This window comes from Aliivibrio sp. SR45-2, assembly GCF_963890165.1.
In the GTDB taxonomy this organism is placed as follows: Bacteria; Pseudomonadota; Gammaproteobacteria; order Enterobacterales; family Vibrionaceae; genus Aliivibrio; species Aliivibrio salmonicida.
In genome coordinates this window covers 1-22,036 of record NZ_CAWPRC010000179.1, presented here as the reverse complement: position 1 = coordinate 22,036, position 22,036 = coordinate 1, and the positions used below count along the sequence as shown (strand labels likewise).

The 22,036-nt window shown below is 39.9% G+C and carries 17 protein-coding genes; 2 read left to right on the top strand and 15 right to left on the bottom strand.

Annotated features, from left to right (window positions below; translation table 11 throughout):
* Window positions 1–83: 83 nt before the first annotated feature.
* From AACV33_RS16780 to AACV33_RS16750, 7 genes are all read right to left on the bottom strand, one after another.
* Window positions 84–1,652 carry a S8 family serine peptidase gene (locus tag AACV33_RS16780; protein ID WP_026469685.1) on the bottom strand — a complete coding sequence of 523 codons (1,569 nt, stop codon included), beginning with the start codon at window positions 1,650–1,652 and terminating at the stop codon, window positions 84–86.
* Between the two features lie 573 nt (window positions 1,653–2,225).
* Complete coding sequence (locus tag AACV33_RS16775) at window positions 2,226–3,461, bottom strand: anaerobic sulfatase maturase (RefSeq protein WP_182700436.1); 1,236 nt, start codon at window positions 3,459–3,461, stop codon at window positions 2,226–2,228.
* Window positions 3,462–3,567: 106 nt separating this feature from the next.
* Window positions 3,568–5,316 carry an arylsulfatase gene (locus tag AACV33_RS16770; RefSeq protein ID WP_182700435.1) on the bottom strand — a complete coding sequence of 583 codons (1,749 nt, stop codon included), beginning with the start codon at window positions 5,314–5,316 and terminating at the stop codon, window positions 3,568–3,570.
* Window positions 5,317–5,379: 63 nt separating this feature from the next.
* Window positions 5,380–5,808 (bottom strand): tetratricopeptide repeat protein, encoded by a 429-nt coding sequence (locus AACV33_RS16765; RefSeq protein WP_017020556.1) that lies wholly within the window; start codon window positions 5,806–5,808, stop codon window positions 5,380–5,382.
* Between the two features lie 162 nt (window positions 5,809–5,970).
* Window positions 5,971–7,152: an iron-containing alcohol dehydrogenase gene (locus tag AACV33_RS16760; protein WP_017020557.1), complete on the bottom strand. Its 1,182-nt coding sequence runs from the start codon at window positions 7,150–7,152 to the stop codon at window positions 5,971–5,973.
* A gap of 248 nt (window positions 7,153–7,400) precedes the next feature.
* Window positions 7,401–7,844: a hypothetical protein gene (locus AACV33_RS16755; RefSeq protein ID WP_017020558.1), complete on the bottom strand. Its 444-nt coding sequence runs from the start codon at window positions 7,842–7,844 to the stop codon at window positions 7,401–7,403.
* A 41-nt stretch (window positions 7,845–7,885) separates the two neighbouring features.
* Window positions 7,886–9,301 carry a coniferyl aldehyde dehydrogenase gene (locus AACV33_RS16750; RefSeq protein WP_017020559.1) on the bottom strand — a complete coding sequence of 472 codons (1,416 nt, stop codon included), beginning with the start codon at window positions 9,299–9,301 and terminating at the stop codon, window positions 7,886–7,888.
* Between the two features lie 185 nt (window positions 9,302–9,486).
* Between AACV33_RS16750 and AACV33_RS16745 the strand changes: the two genes are divergently transcribed.
* Window positions 9,487–10,260 (top strand): hypothetical protein, encoded by a 774-nt coding sequence (locus AACV33_RS16745; RefSeq protein ID WP_017020560.1) that lies wholly within the window; start codon window positions 9,487–9,489, stop codon window positions 10,258–10,260.
* A gap of 96 nt (window positions 10,261–10,356) precedes the next feature.
* Here AACV33_RS16745 and AACV33_RS16740 read toward each other — a convergent pair whose 3' ends face one another.
* The 3 genes from AACV33_RS16740 to AACV33_RS16730 all read right to left on the bottom strand — a co-directional run bounded on the left by AACV33_RS16740 (window position 10,357) and on the right by AACV33_RS16730 (window position 13,092).
* Window positions 10,357–11,562 carry a NupC/NupG family nucleoside CNT transporter gene (locus tag AACV33_RS16740; protein ID WP_017020561.1) on the bottom strand — a complete coding sequence of 402 codons (1,206 nt, stop codon included), beginning with the start codon at window positions 11,560–11,562 and terminating at the stop codon, window positions 10,357–10,359.
* A gap of 286 nt (window positions 11,563–11,848) precedes the next feature.
* Window positions 11,849–12,784, bottom strand: coding sequence for a LysR family transcriptional regulator (locus AACV33_RS16735; protein WP_017020562.1), 936 nt, complete (start codon window positions 12,782–12,784; stop codon window positions 11,849–11,851).
* Between the two features lie 134 nt (window positions 12,785–12,918).
* Window positions 12,919–13,092, bottom strand: a complete 174-nt coding sequence (locus AACV33_RS16730) for a hypothetical protein (RefSeq protein WP_158007233.1) — start codon at window positions 13,090–13,092, stop codon at window positions 12,919–12,921.
* A gap of 96 nt (window positions 13,093–13,188) precedes the next feature.
* Here AACV33_RS16730 and AACV33_RS16725 point away from each other — a divergent pair, with 96 nt between their 5' ends.
* A complete protein-coding gene (locus AACV33_RS16725; protein ID WP_017020564.1) occupies window positions 13,189–14,052 on the top strand; it encodes a LysR family transcriptional regulator in 864 nt (287 codons plus the stop codon).
* A 16-nt stretch (window positions 14,053–14,068) separates the two neighbouring features.
* Here the strand turns inward: AACV33_RS16725 and AACV33_RS16720 are convergent, their stop codons facing one another.
* The 5 genes from AACV33_RS16720 to AACV33_RS16700 form a co-directional block, all read right to left on the bottom strand.
* Window positions 14,069–15,169, bottom strand: coding sequence for a transporter substrate-binding domain-containing protein (locus AACV33_RS16720; RefSeq protein ID WP_017020565.1), 1,101 nt, complete (start codon window positions 15,167–15,169; stop codon window positions 14,069–14,071).
* 182 nt (window positions 15,170–15,351) lie between these two features.
* Window positions 15,352–17,265: a TRAP transporter permease gene (locus AACV33_RS16715; protein WP_182700434.1), complete on the bottom strand. Its 1,914-nt coding sequence runs from the start codon at window positions 17,263–17,265 to the stop codon at window positions 15,352–15,354.
* Window positions 17,266–17,348: 83 nt separating this feature from the next.
* On the bottom strand, window positions 17,349–18,281 hold the full coding sequence (locus AACV33_RS16710) for a TAXI family TRAP transporter solute-binding subunit (RefSeq protein WP_017020567.1): 933 nt from the start codon (window positions 18,279–18,281) through the stop codon (window positions 17,349–17,351).
* A 233-nt stretch (window positions 18,282–18,514) separates the two neighbouring features.
* The gene (locus AACV33_RS16705; protein ID WP_017020568.1) at window positions 18,515–20,320 is read right to left on the bottom strand and encodes a choice-of-anchor I family protein; all 1,806 of its coding nucleotides are present in this window, start codon (window positions 20,318–20,320) and stop codon (window positions 18,515–18,517) included.
* A 268-nt stretch (window positions 20,321–20,588) separates the two neighbouring features.
* Window positions 20,589–21,902 (bottom strand): anaerobic C4-dicarboxylate transporter family protein, encoded by a 1,314-nt coding sequence (locus AACV33_RS16700; protein WP_017020569.1) that lies wholly within the window; start codon window positions 21,900–21,902, stop codon window positions 20,589–20,591.
* Window positions 21,903–22,036: the final 134 nt, after the last annotated feature.

Genomic DNA, 22,036 nt, shown 5'->3' with positions numbered 1-22,036 from the left:
AAAATATACACAAAGCGGAATTACAACAAAAAATCCGCTTAAATTAACTATTATTTATACTTTCTTATTTATAATTAAATATATTAATTTTTTATTTCTTCCCAAGGACCCCATTCATCTTTCCCAGGAATTTCATTTATATTCCACCATTTAGATAAAAATCGAATACTGTTGTATGACACTTCATTCCCTTTTAAATATATTTTATTTTTATCCCATTCTTCTAATGATGGTTTAGGTATATCTCCGGTGTTGAACAACTTAATTGCAGCACTCGCATCCGCCAATCCAGAACCACAGCCAATACATTGATTTGGATTTGGAAATTCACGTGAAGATTGCTTAATAATTTCTTCTACTTTACCTGGAGTGATCATAGGATCGGCTTGATATAATAAAGCAGCGAGTCCCGCAACATGAGGCGCCGCCATACTTGTGCCTTGATAATATGAGTATCCTTCAGTTGTCGGCTCTTTTTTTCCATTATTAATCGTCGATAAAATGGCCTCTTTTTTCCCTATTTTTGTGTACTCCCCTCCAGGCGCTGCGATATCAACAACATCTCCAAAATTTGAATAATAAGAACGACTACCTAAATTATTAACGGCGGCGACAGTAATGACATTAGCACAACTGGCAGGGGTATAATTATGAGCATTACGATTACTATTTCCTGCGGCAACAACAATTGTCGTCCCCTTTTCTACCGCAAGATTAATTGCATTCTGAGTAATACGAGAGCAACTCCCCTCACCACCCAAGGACATATTAATCACTTGTGCAGGATTAATATTAATATCTGCTCCCGGTACGTCTCCTCCTGATGCCCAAATAATGCCATCAGCAATATCTGAAGTGTATCCACCACAACGACCTAATACTCTAACCGGAACTATCTTGGCATCGTAGGATACCCCTGCAATTCCTTTATTATTATTGGCAACGGCAGCAATGGTGCCAGCAACATGCGTGCCGTGCCATGATGAATCATTCGCTCTTGAATTCTGTCTACACTGGCTTTCTAATACCCAGTCGCCAGGATCCGAAGCATCATTATCACGACCATCGCCATCATTCGCCATCATTGGGTCGGTAATAAAGTCCCAACCTGGTAACATATTCGATTCTAGATCAGAGTGAGATACATAACCTGTATCAATGACAGCAACGACCGTATTTTTACCAGTGTAACTTGACCAAACACCCGTAGCATTTATGCCCCCATCGTTCTTACCAACTCCCCACAACTCAGAAATACGAGGGTCATTCGGCATATCTAATGGATGTAGTATCAAATCCAATTCTGCGTATTCTATTTGGGGATCACCTTCTAAACCGTTTAAAATTAAACCTAATTCTTCACTGTTTTTCCATTCATCCAGTTCGTATACTTCTTCACCGGTAGAAAGTGTTCTGATATATCGACTCTTACTCCCTGTCGCAGAGTGTAATACGCCAGCCGTATCTACTTGTCTAATTTCTTGATTATCAACATTTAACACATCAGATGTAATTGGTTTATATTTAATTATAACTCGATTTGTCTCGACGATATTATTAATATCATCATTAATTTTATTTGCCAAGACACCGTTAGAACTCAATGCGATAGTGATACCTAAGCACATGAATGAGCGTTTAATATTTTTCATTTGTTATTTACCTATTGTTGAACAATAATTAATATTGCACATAATAAAAAGATCATTTATTACTAGATCTCAATAGGAAACTTTTTAACATATGAAATAATTAATTTCACCGCACTCACATTATCAACTCGAGTGACAACCAAGTATAAACAAATAAAGGAAACAAGAAGTATTCTCATGAGTTTCAGGCTCATCATCTATCTTCTTTTCTATCAACACTCCCTATTTATCACCGATAACAACTAATATCTATATGCATCAATCACGTAGATTAAATAAACAATTGCGCATATTTACATCAGATAAAAATAATAAACGTAGCCAACTTGAATTTTAAATCAGTGTAAAAAATAAACATCGCGATTACTTTTTTAATTAATGTAAATATTATGGTATTTTCGATTGTTCTAGTCTTTGGGAAATGACTACAAATATACGATTAAATAAAGAATAACAATATCATCGAAATAAAAGATTCTAATCATACTTACACGTTAACTCACGCTCTAAAATTCATCCGTAAAAAAGCTCGTCATTGTGCGAGCTTTTTACGTTTGAAAATATATTGCCTGTCTAGATTCCCTTTCTCAATGTTAAGCCATTATTTTCAATTAACGTCGAGAGTATCGGGTCTACATGAGTGAAAAATCGCATCCAACCGCTGCATAAATAATTCAGACCAAACTCGCCTTCTTTAGTGGTGTTAATTCTATTTTTAGGGCATTCACCATGACAAGCAAACAGGTAATCACATTGCTTACATTGACTGGGTAATGACTTTTGTTTTGCAAAACCAAAATGCTGCTGTTCTGTTGAGAATGCCATTTCAGACAATGGACGATCTGTTATATTCCCAATTTTAAATTCAGGATAAACGTAGTGATCACATGAATACACATCGCCATTGGGTTCGACTGCAATTCCTTTACCGCAAATGTCATTTAACGTACACATTGTGCTTGGTTTTCCCATCCACACGCCAACAAAATTCTCAAAATATGGGATCATGACATTCCCAAAATCATTCGCAAACCATTCATCAAATACCGTAACTAAAAAGTCTCCCCACACGCTTGGTTCAACACTCCAAGATTCAACCGCTCCTTGAACTGGAATAATAGATTGATGACCATGCTCTAACCATTTTCCATTCGTCGAAGCCGCAACTTTATCAACCACAGGGATAAACTGCATTTGCGGTGACTTTACTTCATCTCGTAAGAATTTATATACAGCTAAAGGATCCTTACTCGTGACATCATTCACACACGTTAAGGTCGCGAAATTCACTTGGTGTTTCTGTAACAAATGGATCCCTCGCATGGTTTTATTAAACGTCCCACGCCCTGCTTTATTGGTTCGATGATGATTATGTAATGCTTCTGGTCCATCAATACTGATACCAACTATAAATGCATTCTCTTTAAAAAACAGACACCATTCATCCGTTAATAACGTGCCATTGGTTTGTAAATCATTACTAATGGTTGAATAATCAGGGCAGTATTTTTTTTGCAGTTCCACCACTTTTTTGAAATATTCGACGCCCAATAATGTTGGCTCTCCTCCATGCCAAGAGAAGATGATTTCTGGTGTGTTTTGGCCTTCAATATATTGTGTAATATAGGTGTCTAATAATTCATCTGACATTATTGGTTTCTCTTTTGACGAATAGTCCAATAACTCCTGCTTGCCTAAGTAATAACAGTACGTGCAATCAATATTACACACCGCGCCAATAGGCTTTGCTAACGCTTGAATTTTGCTGTGAGCTTTACCATTAAATTGAGGAACAGAGAGTGTTGTCATCAGATACCACCTTTATTTAAAATGAAGACGCATCCTTGTCTTTGCGTATTATGTTGAACATGGGCAACGCCATTATGTCAGCGTTGCCCTAATCTAGTTAAAACCCTTATTTTACGTTTTCAAACGGGTTCCATTTCTCATCAACAGGGACGATATTTTGCTTACTTTCATAAGTTTTATAATCGGCAAGCATCTCGTTAAATCGCTCTGGTTGCTGGTGACGTAAATCATCTTGCTCAGCAGGATCTTGTTTGGTGTTATACAAGTGCCATTCATTGTCGCCTCCCATTCCCGTTGAGATACGAATGATTTTATAATCTCCTTTTAATAGAATCCCACTACCAAATAACTCAAACGGAATCGCATTATCATCACTATGAACTTGCTCTTTTTCACCCGTAAAGAAAGGCAATAAACTCACGCCACTCATTGGTGCTACTTCACGGCCTTTGTATTCCGTTCCTGGGTGCTGAACATCGGCAATATCCAAGATGGTTGCGGCGATGTCTTTTACTTGTGACATGCTGTTAGTTTGCGTTCCTGCCGCTAAGGCACCCTGTTGTTCTTGACTATTTTTAGCCGGCTTAACAATGAAAGGAACACGAATTCCCCCTTCTGCTGTGTACGCTTTAAACCAAGATAAACCGCCAGTTGATGCACTTGCCCATTCAGGACCAAGAGAAACACTTGAATTGGCATTACCTACGTTTTCTGTTTCATTATTGAAGTGATGTTTTGTCCATGTTCGGATCAATTCACTGATGTTTTCCCCTGTAACATCCGCTGCTTCTGGGCCATTGTCCGCCAAGTAGATAACGTAGGTATTATCGTATTTACCAATCTCTTTTAGGTAATCGGTGATCTGTCCGATTTGTTGATCTTGCAGTTCCATCATGCCCATGGCGACGGCCATTTTTCTGCCATACCACGCTTGTTCTTTTTCCGTTAGTGAATCCCAAGGGCGACTTAATGAATTACGATCTGAAATACTGGCTTCTTTTGGAATGACGCCCATTTCTTTCATTTTATTAAAACGATCTTGGCGAACCTCATCCCAGCCATTTTCAACGTAATAATCAATTTTATCTTGATAAGCCGATTCTGGCGCTTGAAGTGGTAAATGGATTGCGGTGAAGGGAACATAAGCAAAGAAAGGTTTTCCGTCATCTTTGTTTTTATCGATCATATTAATGATTTCATTGGTGTAAACCTGATCAGAATACTCACCTTTGTAAACATCTTTAACGACTTGACCGTTTCGATAAGTTGGTTCAGCCTCAACGCCTGGAATATCACCTTTTTGTAATGCCTTTGCTGTGTTTGCATTTTTAGCGGGGAACATCATATCGCGGTTAAAGTGGTTCGATCCGCCAGCAAGAATGCCATAACTCTCTTCAAAACCACGATCATCTGGTAAGAACCCATCATCATGACCTAAGTGCCATTTACCTGCTAAGTAGGTGTGATAACCGCTGTCTTTTAGTAAGCTTGATACGGTAACGCCATTTTTAGTTAAATAGCCTTCATACCCCGGCTTACCAATGGCTTCTGGATAAACCGCATAATCAAATGTTCCTAGCCCGACTTCATGACTGTTTGCTCCAGTTAACATCATAGAACGCGTAACAGAAGACGTTGGCGAAGCGTGAAAATTAGTAAACTTGACGCCTTCTTCGGCTAACGCCATTAAATTAGGCGTATTTACTTCTGAACCATAAGGCTGAGTATCAGCAAAACCAACATCATCACCAACAATAACTAAAATATTTGGTTTATCTATTTCTTGAGCTGCATAGACACTGCCTGTTGCGGTGGCAATAGCGGTAAATAACACCGACTTTTTAAAGTTTTTCATGCGTATACCTTTAATTATTTAATAACATTAATTACGAGTAGAGCTGTGTTATGAAATGGCAAGTTAATGAGCGGCTTGTGACATCCAATGAAGTAAATCAAGCGCGTCATCGTGATCTTGTTTTGCTGCTTTTCCTAGCCACACTATCGCTTGAGAATAGTTTTGATTTACCCCTGTTCCACTTGCATATAACAGAGCTAATTGAGTTTGTGCTTCAGGGTCTCCATCCAATGCTGCAATCTCAAACCATCGCGCTGCTTTCTTCTCATCTTTATCTACTCCATCCCCTGTTAGGTAGCGATGTCCGATTTCAATTTGAGCCGCTGAGTCACCGTAATAGGCTTCACTTAACGCCATTGTTGCTAATTGATTCTGGCTTTCGCTTTCTACTTTAGGACGCTGTTGTTTATCGAAATCACTCGCGTTCAGTTCAAACATAAATAACGATAAAGCGACAAGACTTGCAGCAGTAAAAGAGGCTCTAATATTCATTACATTCCCCTGTTTGATTAAGCAAAAAAGAACATAGGAAGAACAATCAACAGACCCGAGAACAATACGTTTTCAATTTTCATAACACACTCTCCAAAAAATGGAGCCAATCCTTAGCTATAATTCCTTCGATAACTTGTCACGCTAAATCAATAAATACCCCTACACCGCAGCGGTAATGATGCGATCAATTTTCTCTTCTGACATTGGATAAAACTGAAAACAAATGTCTTTCTTAATCGCGTCTGATATATCTGTTTTTACTTGATCAGTAATCGCCCATTGAGCAAAATTCGTTATTGCGCCAATGCGTTGTTGAAAAGACTTTAAGAAGGCAACCACACGCTCAAATACCATCTCATCAGTGCCTGTTGTCTCTAACGAAAACGCTTCGGCTAGCTTCTTCGCTTTCGGCAGATAAAACTCAGGCAGCGCTTCAATCACCAGTGGCATTAATACGGTATTTGCGTCACCGTGAGGAATGTGACTAATGGCACCAAAGGCATGAGCACAGTTATGAATAGGAATCCCCCCTAGCGATGAATAGAAAGCAGAGATAGCCATTGTGCTGGCTTGCAGTAGCTCGGCTCTGGCTGCCATGTCGTTAGGCTGCTCAATCACTTTAGGTAAATTCGCCACAATCAACGTTGCCGCTTGAATGCTGTAAGCGTCAGTAAATGCGTTGCTCATTGGCGACACAATCGCTTCAACCGCATGTGTTAAGGCATCCATCCCCGTAGAGCGCGTTAATGCCGCAGGTAATTTAGCGGTAAGTACTGGGTCTAAAATAGCGATATCAGCCTCTAGACCTGAAACCACTAAGCTTGCTTTAATATTTTCATGTTCATTAAAAAAGACAGCGATAGGTGAGGCTTCAGCGCCTGTGCCTGCGGTGGTAGGAACCGCGATGTGAGGGATGGTAATGTCTTCATTGTTAGGCCAAATTTCCATATGGCCACCGCCAGCAATAACCTCACGAATGTCCGCAATGTTTTTATGCAGTGCGTATTTTACGCCTTTTGATGCGTCAATCACGCTGCCACCACCAATAGAAAGAATCGCATCGGCTTTAACTGAACGAGTGAACTCAATGGCAGCATTGATGTTATCGCAAGTGGCGTCTGGTTCTATATCGCAATACACACCCGCAATATCTACCTCAGTTTGGGTTGCAAATACCTCAGTAAACTTTTCAACAAACCCTAAAGACTCAAGCCCTTTATCCGTAAATAGAACCACTCGCTTTGCACCTAAACGGTTAAAAAGAGCGGGGATATCTGTAATGCCATTTTCATGTGCATGAATGATGGTTTTAAGATTGAAACTAAAATTAGTGTTTGTCATTTTGGTCTTCCTCATTTGTTTTGATGAACAAATAATAGTCAATACAAACCGGTTGGTCTAGCGATTATTTGTCATGTTTATGTCAATAAAGATCCTCCAGTCGGCACAAGTCAAATTTATAACGAACAATCAAGTGGTTATAAAACGAACAAATAAAACACAACAAAAAAAGCCTAGAAAGATTTCTCCTTCTAGGCTTTTAAATCAGACGTTACATAATAAAATCTGGTGATTATGGCTTATTTAAATTAACGCAAGTGAGCTGGCGTTTTCGATTTATCACGCGTTAAATAATAATATAGATAAACAAGTGAATAGACAGTAACAAAGCCATCTAATGCAAATACCCCACTCCATCCATAGAACCAGCTGTATTCATTAACACATACGTTATATAGGAATAATCCAACAAACATTGATTTCTCAAACGCACTGTAAATCATGGTTGAAGTACGTAATTGTTTGTATTTAGCAGAGAACATCAGCAACACACCAATACAGCCAACCATCACACCCCAGTGCTGGTAAGTGGCTTGGAGATATTCTTTATTCTCCATCATCGCTTCGTTGTAAAAAAAGAGGTTTTGCATACTCCATTCTGGCGCTAAAAACGTCATGAATGCAGTTGCGGTTAAAAATCCTGTCCCCAATAAATAGGCTTTCATGGTTTTTTCAAAAAAACGTTCTAACATAATTCAACTCTCAAAAAGTGGTTATTAACTTAGTATAGGAATTACTTTCCAATAATACTCATTACAGCGGCTTTAAAATCGTTATTTCCAACTGAAAACAGATGTTTTATTTGGTGATCATCACCGCTTGTCATCACTGTTTTTGCGTGTGAAAAAGTAACGAACCCTTCGTGTCCATGATAATTACCTTTACCTGATTCCCCTATCCCACCAAAAGGCGCGTCATCGACCGCTAAATGGAATACACAATCATTAATACACATACCACCAGAGTGAACCGTGGTTTTAATTCGATTCTGTAACGCTTCATCAAATGACATCAAGTACAACGCCAACGGACGTGGCTTATTTAAAATAATATTAATCGCATCATCTATATGTTGGTAAGTCAAAATAGGCAGTAATGGCCCGAAGATCTCTTCCTTCATAATTGTTGATTCTAAACTTGGATTAATTACTAAGTGAGTCACTAAGCGATGTTGAGGCTCGTCAATGCTGTCACTGTGACACGCTTCGATTCGTGTGTTCGCCGTAATTTCTTCATTCAATAGCCCATTAATGCGCTCAAACTGACGTTGATTAGCAATTGAGGTTAAGTTTTCCGAATGTACACCACGAGCAAATAAGGTTTGATACTGTTTTTTGTATTCAGTAATGAAGGCTTCTTTTTTATCTTCAGGCAGTAATACGTAATCTGGTGCAACGCACACTTGACCGTTATTCAAACTTTTTCCATAAATTATGCGCTCTACGGCTAATTCCATAGAAACATCGTCCGCAATAATCACTGGTGATTTACCTCCTAACTCTAAAGTCACAGGAGTTAAGTTATCTGATGCTGCTTTCATCACTAAACGTCCAACTTGGGTAGAGCCAGTAAACAATAAATGATCAAACGCTAATCCCGTAAAGTGTGCAGAGATACCCGCTTCACCTTCAATCACGTTCACTTCGTCTTTCTCAAACACGGTGCTTAATAGTGTTGAAAGTACGTGGTTGGTATTTGGTGTGAACTCACTCATCTTGATCATTGCTCGGTTACCGGCTGCAATGGCTGAGATTAATGGGCCAACCGATAACATGATAGGAAAGTTCCACGGAGTCACAATGCCAACAACACCCATTGGTTGATAGATCACTTCCACACTTGAAGACCACAACAATGGCCCTGCATTTCTGACTGAAGGCGCCATCCATTCAACCAAATGACTGATGGTGTGATCAATATTTCCAATACAAGGCAGTAAATCTGCAATCAACGTATCTTGCTCACTGCGCTGACCATAATCACGATTCATTGACTCACAAATCTGGTCGCAATGATCGATCAAAGCCACTCTTAGCTTAGTTAGTTTTTCGATTCGTTGTTCAAGCGAAGGCATTGGGCTCTGAGAAAATGCCGCCTTCATTGTTGTCAATGAATGTTCCATACCTTCAATCATCGTTTCGTTATTCATAAGTCACCTCGTTATTGGATTGGCTACAGAATACACAATACAAACCAGTCGGTCTAGTGTTTATTTGTCAGCGTATTGTTAATCGTTATGACTCATTATTTTTCTATCTCAGTCTGGATTTCACTTTTTTATACACTAGGCTTTATATGAAGAACAAAAAATAGCCTAAAAACAAGGATGTGAAAATGACCAGAATTCATGCACTTTCTACCAGTTTACTTGCTCTCTCTTTTGTTGGTACTTCTGCTATTGCAGAGGAAATGAATACAGAAAAATCCGGATGGGAACACAGTGTCGAGATCTATGCGCTTGCACTCAATATTCGAGGCGACAGTACGATTGGTAACCTTTCAACAGACGTTGATGTTGATCCTAAATTCATCATGGATCATATCGATATGGGGGCGATGCTTAGACTTGAAGGAATTTATAATAACCAATGGGGTTATTACATTGATTACAGTTACATGAACTTAAGCGCGAGTACCGATTCTGTGCTTAACAAAAATCGAGAATTACTTAAAGGCAAGGCTGAAATACGACAAGGGGTACTAGAAGCCAAAGGATTTAAACGTTATCAATACGATTTTGGCTCTATTGATTATATGTTTGGTATACGTTGGTGGGATAACGACATTGATGCCAAGCTATATACCAGCGGTGGAAAACTAGGCACGAGTAAAAGCATAAATGAGGATTGGGTGGATTACCTAATCGGTGCTCGTTGGATAACCGACATTACCGAACAATGGCAATTTCACGCCAGTATTGATGCTGGGTTAAGCGGCGATACCAGCTTCACAAGTTCCGTATTAACTGGAGTGCGATATGAAATGAACGAATGGTCAGATTTAAACATGGCGTATAAATCCACTTGGGTTGATTATGATAATGAAGGCACATTCACTTATAACACCGCGTCTCAAGGTTTCCTTGTTGGTGTTGGATTGTATTTCTAAAGTCTCTACCCTACCTCTTAATAACGCCAAGACTAGCTAAAAAAAGAGGCACTCAATTGAGCGCCTCTGTTCTATTCTATGTGCTGCTGCGTGTTTCTATAAAGAAAGAATCACACCTGCAATCGCGGCACTCATTAAGTTCGCTAATACACCCGCAGTGATTGCTCGGAAACCCATTTTAGCAATGAACGAACGACGCTCTGGCACTAGACTTCCCAAACCACCAATCAAAATAGCCATGGTTGAAATGTTTGCAAAACCGCACAAGGCAAAAGTCACGATAGCCACTGAATGATCACTTAATTGATCTTTCACTTCCATCAATTGGATGAAGGCAACAAATTCATTCACGACGATCTTATTACCAATTAATGAACCCGCAAGGATCGCTTCGTTCCACGGCACACCAAGTAAGAAAGCCACAGGAGCAAATACGTAGCCAAGGATCAATTCAAAGCTCAGATTAAACCCGAATAAATCGCCCACGTGACCTAATAAGCCATTTAGCAATGCAATCACACTCACGAACGCTAATAACGTTGTACCAACAGCGACTGCAATACGTAAACCAGACATTGCACCATCAGCCAATGCTTCAAATACATTAGTTGCGTGATCGATTTCTACCGATGTAATTTCATCGTCATTATTCTCTTCGTCACCCGGTGGCACCATCATTTTTGCCATCAATAAACCGGCAGGTGCCGACATGAATGCCGCAGAGATAAGGAAGTTAAGATCAACACCAAGTGATGCATAGCCAACCATTGTACCGCCTGCCACTGACGCCAAACCACAGGTCATTACCGCGAAGAACTGAGAATCACTCATGTGCTTCAAGTAAGGTTTAACGACAAGTGGTGCCTCAACCATACTTACAAAGATGTTAGCAGTCGCAGCAAGTGATTCTGCACGTCCTGTACCCAATAAGCGTTGTAAGCCACCCCCAATAAAGTTGATCACTTTAGGCATGATACCAAGATGGTAAAGCGCAGAAATAAGGGCAGAGAAGAAGATGATAATACCAAGAACATTAACGGCAAATACAAAGCCGACTTTACCCGTAGCTAAACCACCAAACAAAAAGGCAATGCCCTCTTGTCCATATTCAATAACGCCCGAAACGCCTGCGGTTACTGAGTTTAAAACTTCTTTACCTGCTGGAACGTAAAGTACCAACAGAGCAAATAAAATTTGTAGACCAAACGCCAAAGAAACGGTTCTCAAAGGGATATTACGGCGATCAGTCGAACATAGGTAAGCAAATAGTAAAATGGCAAAAATACCAAGGAAAGATGTCATGATAGAAACCTGTGCTATCGAAAATGAGCCTGCATTCTAATGCGCAAAGGTTTGCGTGCAAGTCGGGTTTGCTAACGCTCTGTTAATGAGACTTAGATCACGCTTTGTGTGATTTTATTAACTCGTTGATTTATAAAATAAGAAGGGAATATATAACGGGTATTGTTGCCATATGGAAAAGATATTTATTTCAAGGCTGATAATAGATTTAAGTCATTGATTAAAAAGGCATCATTGCACTGTATTTAATTTAATCAATGACAATATTGAACGCGTCATACTTTGATTATAACTTAACCCGTTTCATTAACGCTTTGTCCCAATATGGCTGTTGACCAATGTGCTCACGTAAGAAATCAATCACGGCACTTATCTTTCTTGGCAGGTGCTTACGGCTTGGATAAACCGCATAAATTGGCATTTTTTGACTCGCTTTCCAATCAGGTAATAGCTGAATCAATTTGCCATCATTAAACTCATTGGTCAGTAAGTAACTGGCTAAATACGCCACGCCCCACCCTGAAATAGCGGCATCTCTCACCGCTTCAGCTAAATCGACACGGTAATTTCCAGAGACTTTGACACACAGTGTTTCATTGCCTTTGCTGAAATCCCAATTGCTGTAATCACGATAACGACTTTGATACGTTAAACAATTATGCTCTGTTAAATCTTCAGGGTGATGAGGGACGGCTTTATCGATCAAATAATCAGGTGAAGCTGCCAGTACAAAATGCGAATCCGCTAATCGCTGCGCAACATATCCCTCGGGTAAGTCTTCAAAATTGGTCACCCACAAATCCAAGCCTTCTTTAAGCATGTCTGCACGATGATCAAACAAACGAACTTCGACCTGAAGATCTGGATATTGATGACGTAATTTATCTATCGCAGGGATAATGTGCATAGTACCAAAAGACTGTGATAACCCTAAACGCAAGATGCCCGCGACATCATCACGTTCATTATCCATAATGGCACTGGCTTCGGTCATCGCACTGTACATCTTTTCACAATACAAATAGAACTGTTGCCCTGCATCAGTCAGTGTTAACGAGCGTGTCGTGCGCTGTACTAACTTAACGTTAAGCTCTGCTTCTAATATTCCCAGCTGCTTACTCACATGAGAGGTAGATACGCCCATTTGTTTTGCGGCAGCAGTAAAGCTTCCCGCTTTGGCTAGGGCGTAAAATATCACCATTTGGCTGGCACGATCATGCATCTCTCTTGTCCTTTAACTCAAAGGGTATCTGGGCGGCGGATAATAACATCTACTCAGACAGTTAAAATAAATGATAGCAAAAATAATGCATTTAAAATGATTAGACTTAAATTAGAGGGGCTTTTAAACACATTCTAATTCTTTTCAAATGTTGCCGTACTTTTAATCATGAGTGATAAAAGCTCCGTCGATTCAGATTTATTCATCGATCCTTGTATGATGGTTTGGCGACTTTGATTTAAACGAGCTTTTAATTCTTCCATTTCCTTTTGAATCGTACTTGCTGATTTAGCTGCTGAATTTGTCATAATAATACCTATAAACTTCTCATTAAGTTCATGCATTATCATGTGAACTTTTGATACACTCTAGTTGGTTATTATCTGAATAATAGATGGTTGAGTATGTTTAATCTCCAGCAACTTGAAACGCTTGTACTTTGTGTCGAATGCGGTTCATTCTCTGCGGCTGCTCGAAAATTGGGAAAAGCACAATCAGCCGTTAGTACAGCTATCGCAAACCTAGAAATAGATGCAGGAATTGAGATCTTTGATCGTTCCACTCGTATACCCACATTAACGCCACACGGTAAGCGTTTATATCTTCAATCTCTTAATTTACTCTCGCAAGCGAAAGACATTGAAACGATGATTCATTCTTTCAGTGCAGGCGTAGAAGATACCTTAACCATCGCGATTAATGAGCTATTGTTAACGCCAGCCTTTTATAAAGTAATTAATGAGTTTTATCAGCGTTTTCCACACACAGAATTACACATTAATACCGTTGAAAACCAAGAGATAAGCGAACAAGTGTCAAAAGGAAAAGCATCAATTGGGTTCATGTTGTCCGGAGATATTCTTCCAAAAGACGTTGAGTTAGGCTTAGTAGGTTATTTACCTGTTACTATTGCAGCGGCACATAACCATCCTTTACATTCTCAAAAATCGATTCAATTACAAGAGTTGAAATCGTTTCGTCAAATACTCTTTACTAATATGCATAGCCCTTGGAATACGCACTTCTCATCATCCGTCACCACCACCAATAATTTAAGCTCGTTACAATCATTATTACAGTTAGACCATTGCTGGGGCTTTATTCCAAACCACATAATTCAGAATAATATCTCTTTAAAAATAGTCGATGTTGATTCAGAAGAGAAAAATTGGTTATTGCACATCGATCGTGTCGTGAGGAAAAACAAAAACGCTGGGCAAGCACACGCATGGCTTTATCAGCGTTCTGTTACGATGTTTGAAATATAAGCATCACGAATATGAATCACTTTTCTGTAAAATATTCTAACAAGATCTGATGCCACTCTGTGGTTTCACGAATTTGTAATAAAGCCCGGTTGATTTCTTCTTCGTATTCACTGTTTTCAATCAACACTAGGCCATAATTTTGTTTTTCTAACTGATAAGGAAGTACGACTAACTCGTTAAATAATTGCTTATTTTTACCTTGTTTTATCATGTACCGTAATACCGCATCATCCGCCACAATAGCATCAACCTGATCATTCTCTAATGCCAATAATAACTCATCCATGGTTTGATAATTTTCATGAGCAATACTGTGATCAGCCAACAATAGTGATGCCGTTGTGGCTTGCTTTGTTCCTGTTCTGAGCTTAGATAAATCATTCACGTTTTTCACATCAAATCTTAATTGTTCTAATGTGAGTGAACTGGTCAAAATAGCGGTGATACTGGCAATAAATACTGTGGAGAACATGGCGATCAATACCGTCATCACTCGTGCTGATAAGGTTTTAAATTCAAAGTAATTAAACGGCCCTTTTGTGATGAATAAAACCCCTAAGATCAACGCTTCTGCCAAGCGACCTTTCTTGGTTGGCATTGAATATAATTTGTCATTATTTTTTCGTTCTAACAAATAAAAGAACCCACCGACACTAATCGCCACAGTGAAAAAAATACCTATCGCTTTCCATAAGGTCGGGTTAGTGACAATGCTAATAAACGTATCGAAATAGCTACGGCTTTTCACCGCAATAGCCAGATGCGTTTCGTAGAAAGAATGAGAAAAATCGACCCGTGCCTCACGATCAGGCGTGATAGAGATACACGATATCCCAACGTCAATGTCGCCTTTTTCTGAGGCTAACAGCAAATCATCAAGTTCGTAGTTCTGTAAGGTATAAGTCGCGCCCATGATCTCAGCAATACGTTCCCACAACGTCATGCTTAGACCTTCAAACTCTTGACCTTTGTCGTGAAAGATAAACGGTGGGCAATGATATGTCCCTACTTTAAGCTCGGTATTCGCTTGGCTTTTTTCTATTCCTCCAATCATCGCCGCCACGAAAATAACCATTGAAATAACACAATGACGGAAACCCCTTTTCTCATCAAACATACCACTCTCCCATGTATCCTCGAAAACGCCCTACTGAATTGATTCTCTTATTAAAAGGTAGCAGTTGAATGGTGATTATTCGACTTATAGATCTCAATATTCAGCAATAGATACAAAAATCCCCTTTGATTCTGATAACCAAAGAGGATTCTAATTAAGATACGTTTTTTAATGATAAAAGACTAACTCTGGCTCACCCGCCCTCTGCCTTTCCATTGAATCACAATCAAACCCAGCATAATAATAATGCCGAGAAAACCGACACCAAAAGGATTAAGCATAACTAACGGGATAGTAAAAAAGGCCAATAACCTTTCAACTGCGGTTAGTGGACGTAATAAATACCCTTCAATAAAGATAGCAACCGCAATAATGATCGTCAGAGTTTGTACGATAGAAAAACCAAGATCCATCGCACTGGCATCAGAATTAACTAAATTGGTATACGCCATCATGATTGGAATAATGAATAACCCACCAGCCAATTTAAACGCCTCAACAGAAGACTTCATTGGATTAGCATTCGCAACACCGGCACCGGCAAAGGCAGCTAAAGCAATCGGAGGAGTCACATTTGAGGTTTGCGATAACCAAAACACAATAAGATGTGCTGTTAATAATGGTAAACCAAAATCACTTAACATTGGCACCGCCATTACCGCTAATACAATATAGGCCGCAGTCACGGGTAATCCCATGCCTAACACTAAAGCAACAAGGCTTATTAACCCTAAAGCTATTAGCATGTAACCGCCAGAGAAATCCATCACAAATTGAGTGAATTGCAAACCAATCCCTGTTTGTCCAACTACCCCAACTATAATACCGGCAGCACCACACGCTGCCGAAATCGGTAATGCCATTAAGGCGCCATTTTTCATGCCCTCAATGAATTTTTTCAAGCCAATTCGGCTGTGCTTACGCAATGCCGCAGTCACTAGAATAGCGGCACAACCAGCCACACCGACCAGTAATGGAGAGTAAGCCATCATAAGTAATGTTGTGATCAGTGCTAATGGAATTAAATGGTGCGCGCCATCTTTCATCACGCTCATTACGGCTTCTGTTCGACTTACGGCTTTAAGCTCAAGCTTACACGCCATTAAATGCACGTATAACAAGGTACAGAAGAAATACAAAATCGCAGGTGCGATAGAGGCCAACATAATTTCGCTGTAAGGCACACCGGTAAACTGTGCCATTACAAACGCACCCGCACCCATAATTGGTGGCATAATTTGCCCACCCGTTGAGGCCGCCGCTTCAATTCCTGCGGCTTGTTCTGGTTTATAACCCAGCTTTTTCATCATAGGAATGGTGATTGAGCCTGTGGTTACTGTATTTGCTATTGCTGAACCTGAAATAGAGCCGAGCCCTGCCGAGGCCAATACTGCCGCTTTTGCTGGACCACCACGATATTTACCCGCAATAGAGAATGCCAAATCAATAAAGAATTTACCTGCGCCTGTGACTTCTAAAAATGCCCCGAATAACACAAAGATAAAGACCGTTGTTGCTGCAATGCCTAAGGCGGAGCCAAAAATGCCGTTAGCCGAAAATATTTGAAATTGAATGAGTTCTTGTAGAGAGTATGACTTGATTGCAAAGCCACTCGGTAATAAATCACCAAATGCGCTGTAGGATAGAAATAATACCGCGATAAGCACCATCACCCAGCCGACCGTTCGACGACATCCTTCCATTAATAAGAGAATTAACGAACACCCTGCAATCATGTCTGGCAGTTGTAGTCCATAAAATAGATGGTTGATGTCGTTGTAATCAAATATCAACATGCGATAAGCTGCAAAAACAATCAAGCCACATAAAGCGAGATCAATGACTCGGCCTACAAGATATAAGTGATTCTTTCGATTGGTAATTAATGGGTAATGCAAGAAAATAAGAATAAGCACCCAACAAAGATGTATAGGGCGAAAATACGTCGCAGAAATGGTTGAGCTAATGCCCTGCCAAATTTGAAACATTGAGAGCGCAACAGCAATACCTAAAATGAGATACCCAAATACATTTACTGTTTTTTCATGAGGTAAATGCTCTATATCAGGTTGATTTTTATCGGTCATAATATCCATATTAATGCCTTTGGATAAAGTCAGAAAAGAAGAAAAGGCAAGCGAGACACTTACCCTTTCGTTTTGCGTATATTTGGCGCTTATTATTTCATGATTGAATCAAGATATTTTTGAGCACCAGGATGAAGAGGAACACCTTGCAAGCGATCTGCATTTTCAGGTGTTGTCATCTCAGCCATTTTCACCACTTTACGAACATCACCGATATTTTCATACGCGGCTTTCGTTAAGTTATAGGCCATGTCATCACTCATTTTTGCGTTTACAACCAATACGTTCCATACGCTTAATGTCGATACTTCACCTACATTGTTGTATACACCAGCAGGCATATCGTACGTGCTGTATGCAGGGTATTTTTTCATGAACATTGCACTTTCTTCTGGTGTAATTGAAAGCACTTTAATTTTATGCGTTAGCGCAATTTGAGTTACCGCCCCTACGCCTTGACCACCCACAATAAAGCCTGCATCAATTTGACCATTCGCAAGCGCATTAGTCGTTTCAGAATAATTTAAATACACGGCATCAATGTCTTTTTTTACATCAATACCTAAAGATTCAAGCAACGCAGCAGACGTCACAGCCGTACCACTGGCAGGAGCCCCTAAAGACACTCGTTTGCCTTTTAGTTGTGATAATGACGTAATGCCTGACTTTTCAAGAGTTAAGGTGTGCACCAAATTTGGATACAGTGCAAAAAGGGTGTTGACTGGCATTTTTTTCGGAAATTTACCTTCGCCATTGTAGGCATCAAGCACGACATTTCCCATTGCGATACCTGCGATCATATCGCCACGTACCACTTTGATTGTGTTCTCTACTGAAGCGGCAGTCACTTCCGCTTTCGCATTCACATCGGGTACATGTTCTGACCACACTTTTGCTAACGCACCACCAAACGGATAATAGATCCCACTCTGTCCACCCGTACCAATTGAATAGTTCTCAGCGTTCACGGCTGATGGCAATATAAATAATAAAGCCAATAGTAAGTTACGTTTAAACACAATCATCTCCTTGATTATTAATATTTATTCAGATAAAAACTCTGCACAAAATGTTTATAATAGATTCATTTATCAGCAAGCTCACATTACCCGCGGTGAAATGAAAGTCCAATAAATTACATTGCAAATGTGAACTTAGTGTTAATTTATTGTATCTATCTAATTTTGTAAAAACAAAAAAGGCAACCAACACACGCTGATTGCCTTTCTCTCTGTCTTACTTTTATTATGGGGGGAAATTACATATCGATACGGTACACAGAAGTCGTCCCACTGACTTCATTACCCACGGCGATAAAATGATCACCTAAACGAGTAAAGTACTTGATGGATTCAGGCCCTAAATCCCCTGCTTTCGGATTGTAGACCCCATTTTTACATTCGCCCTCGGCATCAACTTGGGTACACACTGGTTCATCAAAATTACGATTATTCACATACGTAATAAAGCGAGATTCTTTCGGCTCTGTTACGTCGTATACCATCACGCCGCCTTGACGCTCTAGACCAATAAACGCATATTGACGACCATTAATACTTGCTACCTCAATCGCTTCTGGCTCGGCACCTTTGTCATCACTGCGGTCATCAGCACTGCTGTTATTATCATTAGTACTATTGAAGTTTTCTTTATTCTTCTCAAACACGATACGAGCAAACTCATCGCCGCTATCAAAAACAAGTTCACCAAATTCATCCCATATAGAGAACGAACGGCTACCAAATGCTTGTACTTTTTCATCAGCGGCTAATGTACCTTGTGGCTTAACCACTTTTAAACGAGCTAACTGGTTTTTATCTTTTAATGCCGTAGCTAACGGATGATTTTTATCAACATCCAGCTTTTTACCACGAACTTCATCACCATAAACAAGGCAAAAATCTTGTTTGGTTGCATAATCTGCCGTGCCCTTGTAGTCCTCACCATCCCATGAATACGATTCTTCATCACAACGTTGTTGGGTGGTTTGGAACCCATATTCTCTGCCGTCACCTTCATTCGCAGTGACTATATAGGCAGCGCCATTTACGCTGTAACTGGTTATGCTGTCTGGCATATACAACCCTTCAAGCATTGGGTAATTTTGGAAATTCCCTAGTGTTTTATCTTTATTTGAAGCGTCTAATTGAGCGTTTTCCCATGATTTTCCACCCAAACCAAAAATACCATCAATCGATGCACTTTCTACATCAATCGCGGCTAATGCATTGTTCTCTTGTAATGCGATATACAACTTACCGTTATCGGCAAAAGTGAGGTATTCAGGTTCGAGATCTTTGGAAACGCTTGCCGTCGGTGCAGAAATACGAACTTTATCTGTTAACTCTGAATGACGTAAGCCACCCTTGTCAAACGCATTAAAATCAAGTTGAATAACTGACGCATTTAATGGGCCATTAGCAATATCGATTAACGTTACGCTGCCTTCTGGATCAATTGAATAATCGGCATTCGGCTCCCCTTCATTCGCTGCTGCAATATAACGACCGTCTTTAGAAAAACTCACCATATCAGGCAAAGCACCTGCGGGGTATGTCGTGAGTAGTTCAAGAGAATCCGATCGGAACAAAGCAATAATGCCATTCTTCTGTTTATCCCTGTTTTCAACCGCAACAGCAACTAACCCATTATGAGCAGAGACACTGTTTGCTGCACCAATCTCAATACCAGAACGCTTCGCTGCTGATTGAAGATCAATATACCCTGCCGCCTTTGGTTGGCTATTAGCATCAAGGGTTAATACATCAATTTTTTTGGCTTGAGCGTTTACAACATACAACTTATCAGTACACGAGTCGTAACTGACGATCTCTGCAGCAGAGGTAACAAAGGGGGCATCAGCGATGGATGAACCAACGAACGTCAGTCCACGAATGCCTGAACTGCCGCGCTTTGGCTCTTCTTGTGATTTACATTGAATACCAAAAGTGTCTATTGCTGAAAATGTATTTTCTGATGTTGGTATATTTGATTGCTGGCTACAACCTAACAATGCTGAAGTGACCACCGCTAATGTGGTTAAAGTGAGAGTATTACGATTCATATATCCTCCATGATCAATTTGATTTGGCGATCATAGAATGGTTATGTGACAGTTTGTTTTCGGATTTATTGCGAATTAAAGACAAAAAGGCAATAGCTCGATGCTATTGCCTTTTTTATACTCATCACTTTTATAAGTCCGAGTTTTATATTCTTATTTTTATTGCTAGCCAAAGACGAAGTTAGTAATGGAAACCATTAATACTTCATTCCCGTGCATAATAACAACAAATAAGTACGACGTACAGTTTAAAGGCTATTATTAATGACTATAGAACCATACTTGCAAAAACAAAACCAAATATGATACTAAAAACCATACTCAATAAACCAGGGATCATGAAACTGTGGTTAAAGATATACTTACCAATCTTGGTTGTTCCTGTTCGGTCAAAATCAATAGAAGCGATAATTGGACCGTAGTTAGGAATAAAGAAGTAACCATTTACAGCAACAAAAGTAGCTATAATCACTTCAGGTGGAAGACCCAAAGTAATCGCAACAGGCACAAGTACCGCAGTGGTTGCCCCTTGGCTGTTTACCATTACTGATAAGCCAAATAATGCAAAAGCAAATGTCCATGGCGCTACTTCAACTAACCCTGAAACCGCTTCTTTTACCATGATGTCATGACCCGCAATAAACGTATCACCTAACCATGCAATACCAAAGATAGCCACAATTGCACGCATACCCGCATGGAATACAGAACCTTGGGTTATTTCATTACCATCAGGCTTACAAAGTAAAATAATCAACGCTGCCATGGCTAACATGACGATCTCAATCGTATGTGCCATTCCCATAGGTGAGCCATTAAAGTTAGGACGTAATGATGGGAACGCGCCCATAATAACAACCACAATTGCGCCAAATAAGAATAAACCCACGGCTTTTTTAGCGCCCGGTTTAATCTCAATCTCTTCAACTTTAACTTCTGCTTCCATTTCCTTACGAAAGACAGGATCTTGCATACGACGCTGATATTCAGGATCGTCTTTTAGATCCTTACCTAGCTTGTTTACGATGACGCAAGCCAGTGCTAAACCACAGAAAGTTCCAGGGATCGTAATCATTAGTACATCAGCAAGAGTAATTCCCTGCGGCTCTAAAAAAGCAACCAAAGCAACAACCGCTGCCGCGATCGGACTTGCTACAATAGCAAATTGTGATGCGATAACCGCCATACCTAATGGGCGTTCAGGACGAATGCCACTACGACGACTCACTTCTGAAATAACAGGCAATACAGAATAAGCAACGTGCCCTGTACCCGCTAAGAAAGTAAACATGTACGTCACTAAAGGAGCAATAAAGGTAATGTGACGTGGATTTTTACGCAAAATACGTGATGCAATCTTAATTAAATATTCAAGACCGCCCGCCGCTTGCATGGCTGCAGCAGCTGCAACAACCGCCATGATCATTAACATAACGTCGATCGGTGGACTGGTAGGTTGTAATCCAAAAACAAAACTCAGTATGGCTAAGCCAATACCTCCCATAACACCTAAGCCGATGCCGCCAATACGAGCACCAATTAAAATACATACTAATACGATTATAAATTCGATTAAAAACACATCAATCTCCCTGATGATAGCTTTTATATACTTAATTTCTAAATTGCTGCGTTATACCGTCAGCAGTTTAAACTCCAAAAATCGAGAGGATAATAATCAGGTTATACATTCAATAAATAGCTGCAGATCACACA

Bases quoted from the DNA above. Each gene is read 5' to 3' on its own strand.
- AACV33_RS16725 (WP_017020564.1), top strand. From the start codon at position 13,189: ATGTTTAATCTCCAGCAACTTGAAACGCTTGTACTTTGTGTCGAATGC.
- AACV33_RS16775 (WP_182700436.1), bottom strand. From the start codon at position 3,461: ATGACAACACTCTCTGTTCCTCAATTTAATGGTAAAGCTCACAGCAAA.
- AACV33_RS16760 (WP_017020557.1), bottom strand. From the start codon at position 7,152: ATGACAAACACTAATTTTAGTTTCAATCTTAAAACCATCATTCATGCA.
- AACV33_RS16720 (WP_017020565.1), bottom strand. From the start codon at position 15,169: ATGTTTGATGAGAAAAGGGGTTTCCGTCATTGTGTTATTTCAATGGTT.
- AACV33_RS16740 (WP_017020561.1), bottom strand. From the start codon at position 11,562: ATGACATCTTTCCTTGGTATTTTTGCCATTTTACTATTTGCTTACCTA.
- AACV33_RS16780 (WP_026469685.1), bottom strand. From the start codon at position 1,652: ATGAAAAATATTAAACGCTCATTCATGTGCTTAGGTATCACTATCGCA.
- AACV33_RS16735 (WP_017020562.1), bottom strand. From the start codon at position 12,784: ATGCATGATCGTGCCAGCCAAATGGTGATATTTTACGCCCTAGCCAAA.
- AACV33_RS16730 (WP_158007233.1), bottom strand. From the start codon at position 13,092: ATGACAAATTCAGCAGCTAAATCAGCAAGTACGATTCAAAAGGAAATG.
- AACV33_RS16745 (WP_017020560.1), top strand. From the start codon at position 9,487: ATGACCAGAATTCATGCACTTTCTACCAGTTTACTTGCTCTCTCTTTT.
- AACV33_RS16715 (WP_182700434.1), bottom strand. From the start codon at position 17,265: ATGGATATTATGACCGATAAAAATCAACCTGATATAGAGCATTTACCT.
- AACV33_RS16705 (WP_017020568.1), bottom strand. From the start codon at position 20,320: ATGAATCGTAATACTCTCACTTTAACCACATTAGCGGTGGTCACTTCA.
- AACV33_RS16755 (WP_017020558.1), bottom strand. From the start codon at position 7,844: ATGTTAGAACGTTTTTTTGAAAAAACCATGAAAGCCTATTTATTGGGG.
- AACV33_RS16710 (WP_017020567.1), bottom strand. From the start codon at position 18,281: ATGATTGTGTTTAAACGTAACTTACTATTGGCTTTATTATTTATATTG.
- AACV33_RS16770 (WP_182700435.1), bottom strand. From the start codon at position 5,316: ATGAAAAACTTTAAAAAGTCGGTGTTATTTACCGCTATTGCCACCGCA.
- AACV33_RS16765 (WP_017020556.1), bottom strand. From the start codon at position 5,808: ATGAATATTAGAGCCTCTTTTACTGCTGCAAGTCTTGTCGCTTTATCG.
- AACV33_RS16750 (WP_017020559.1), bottom strand. From the start codon at position 9,301: ATGAATAACGAAACGATGATTGAAGGTATGGAACATTCATTGACAACA.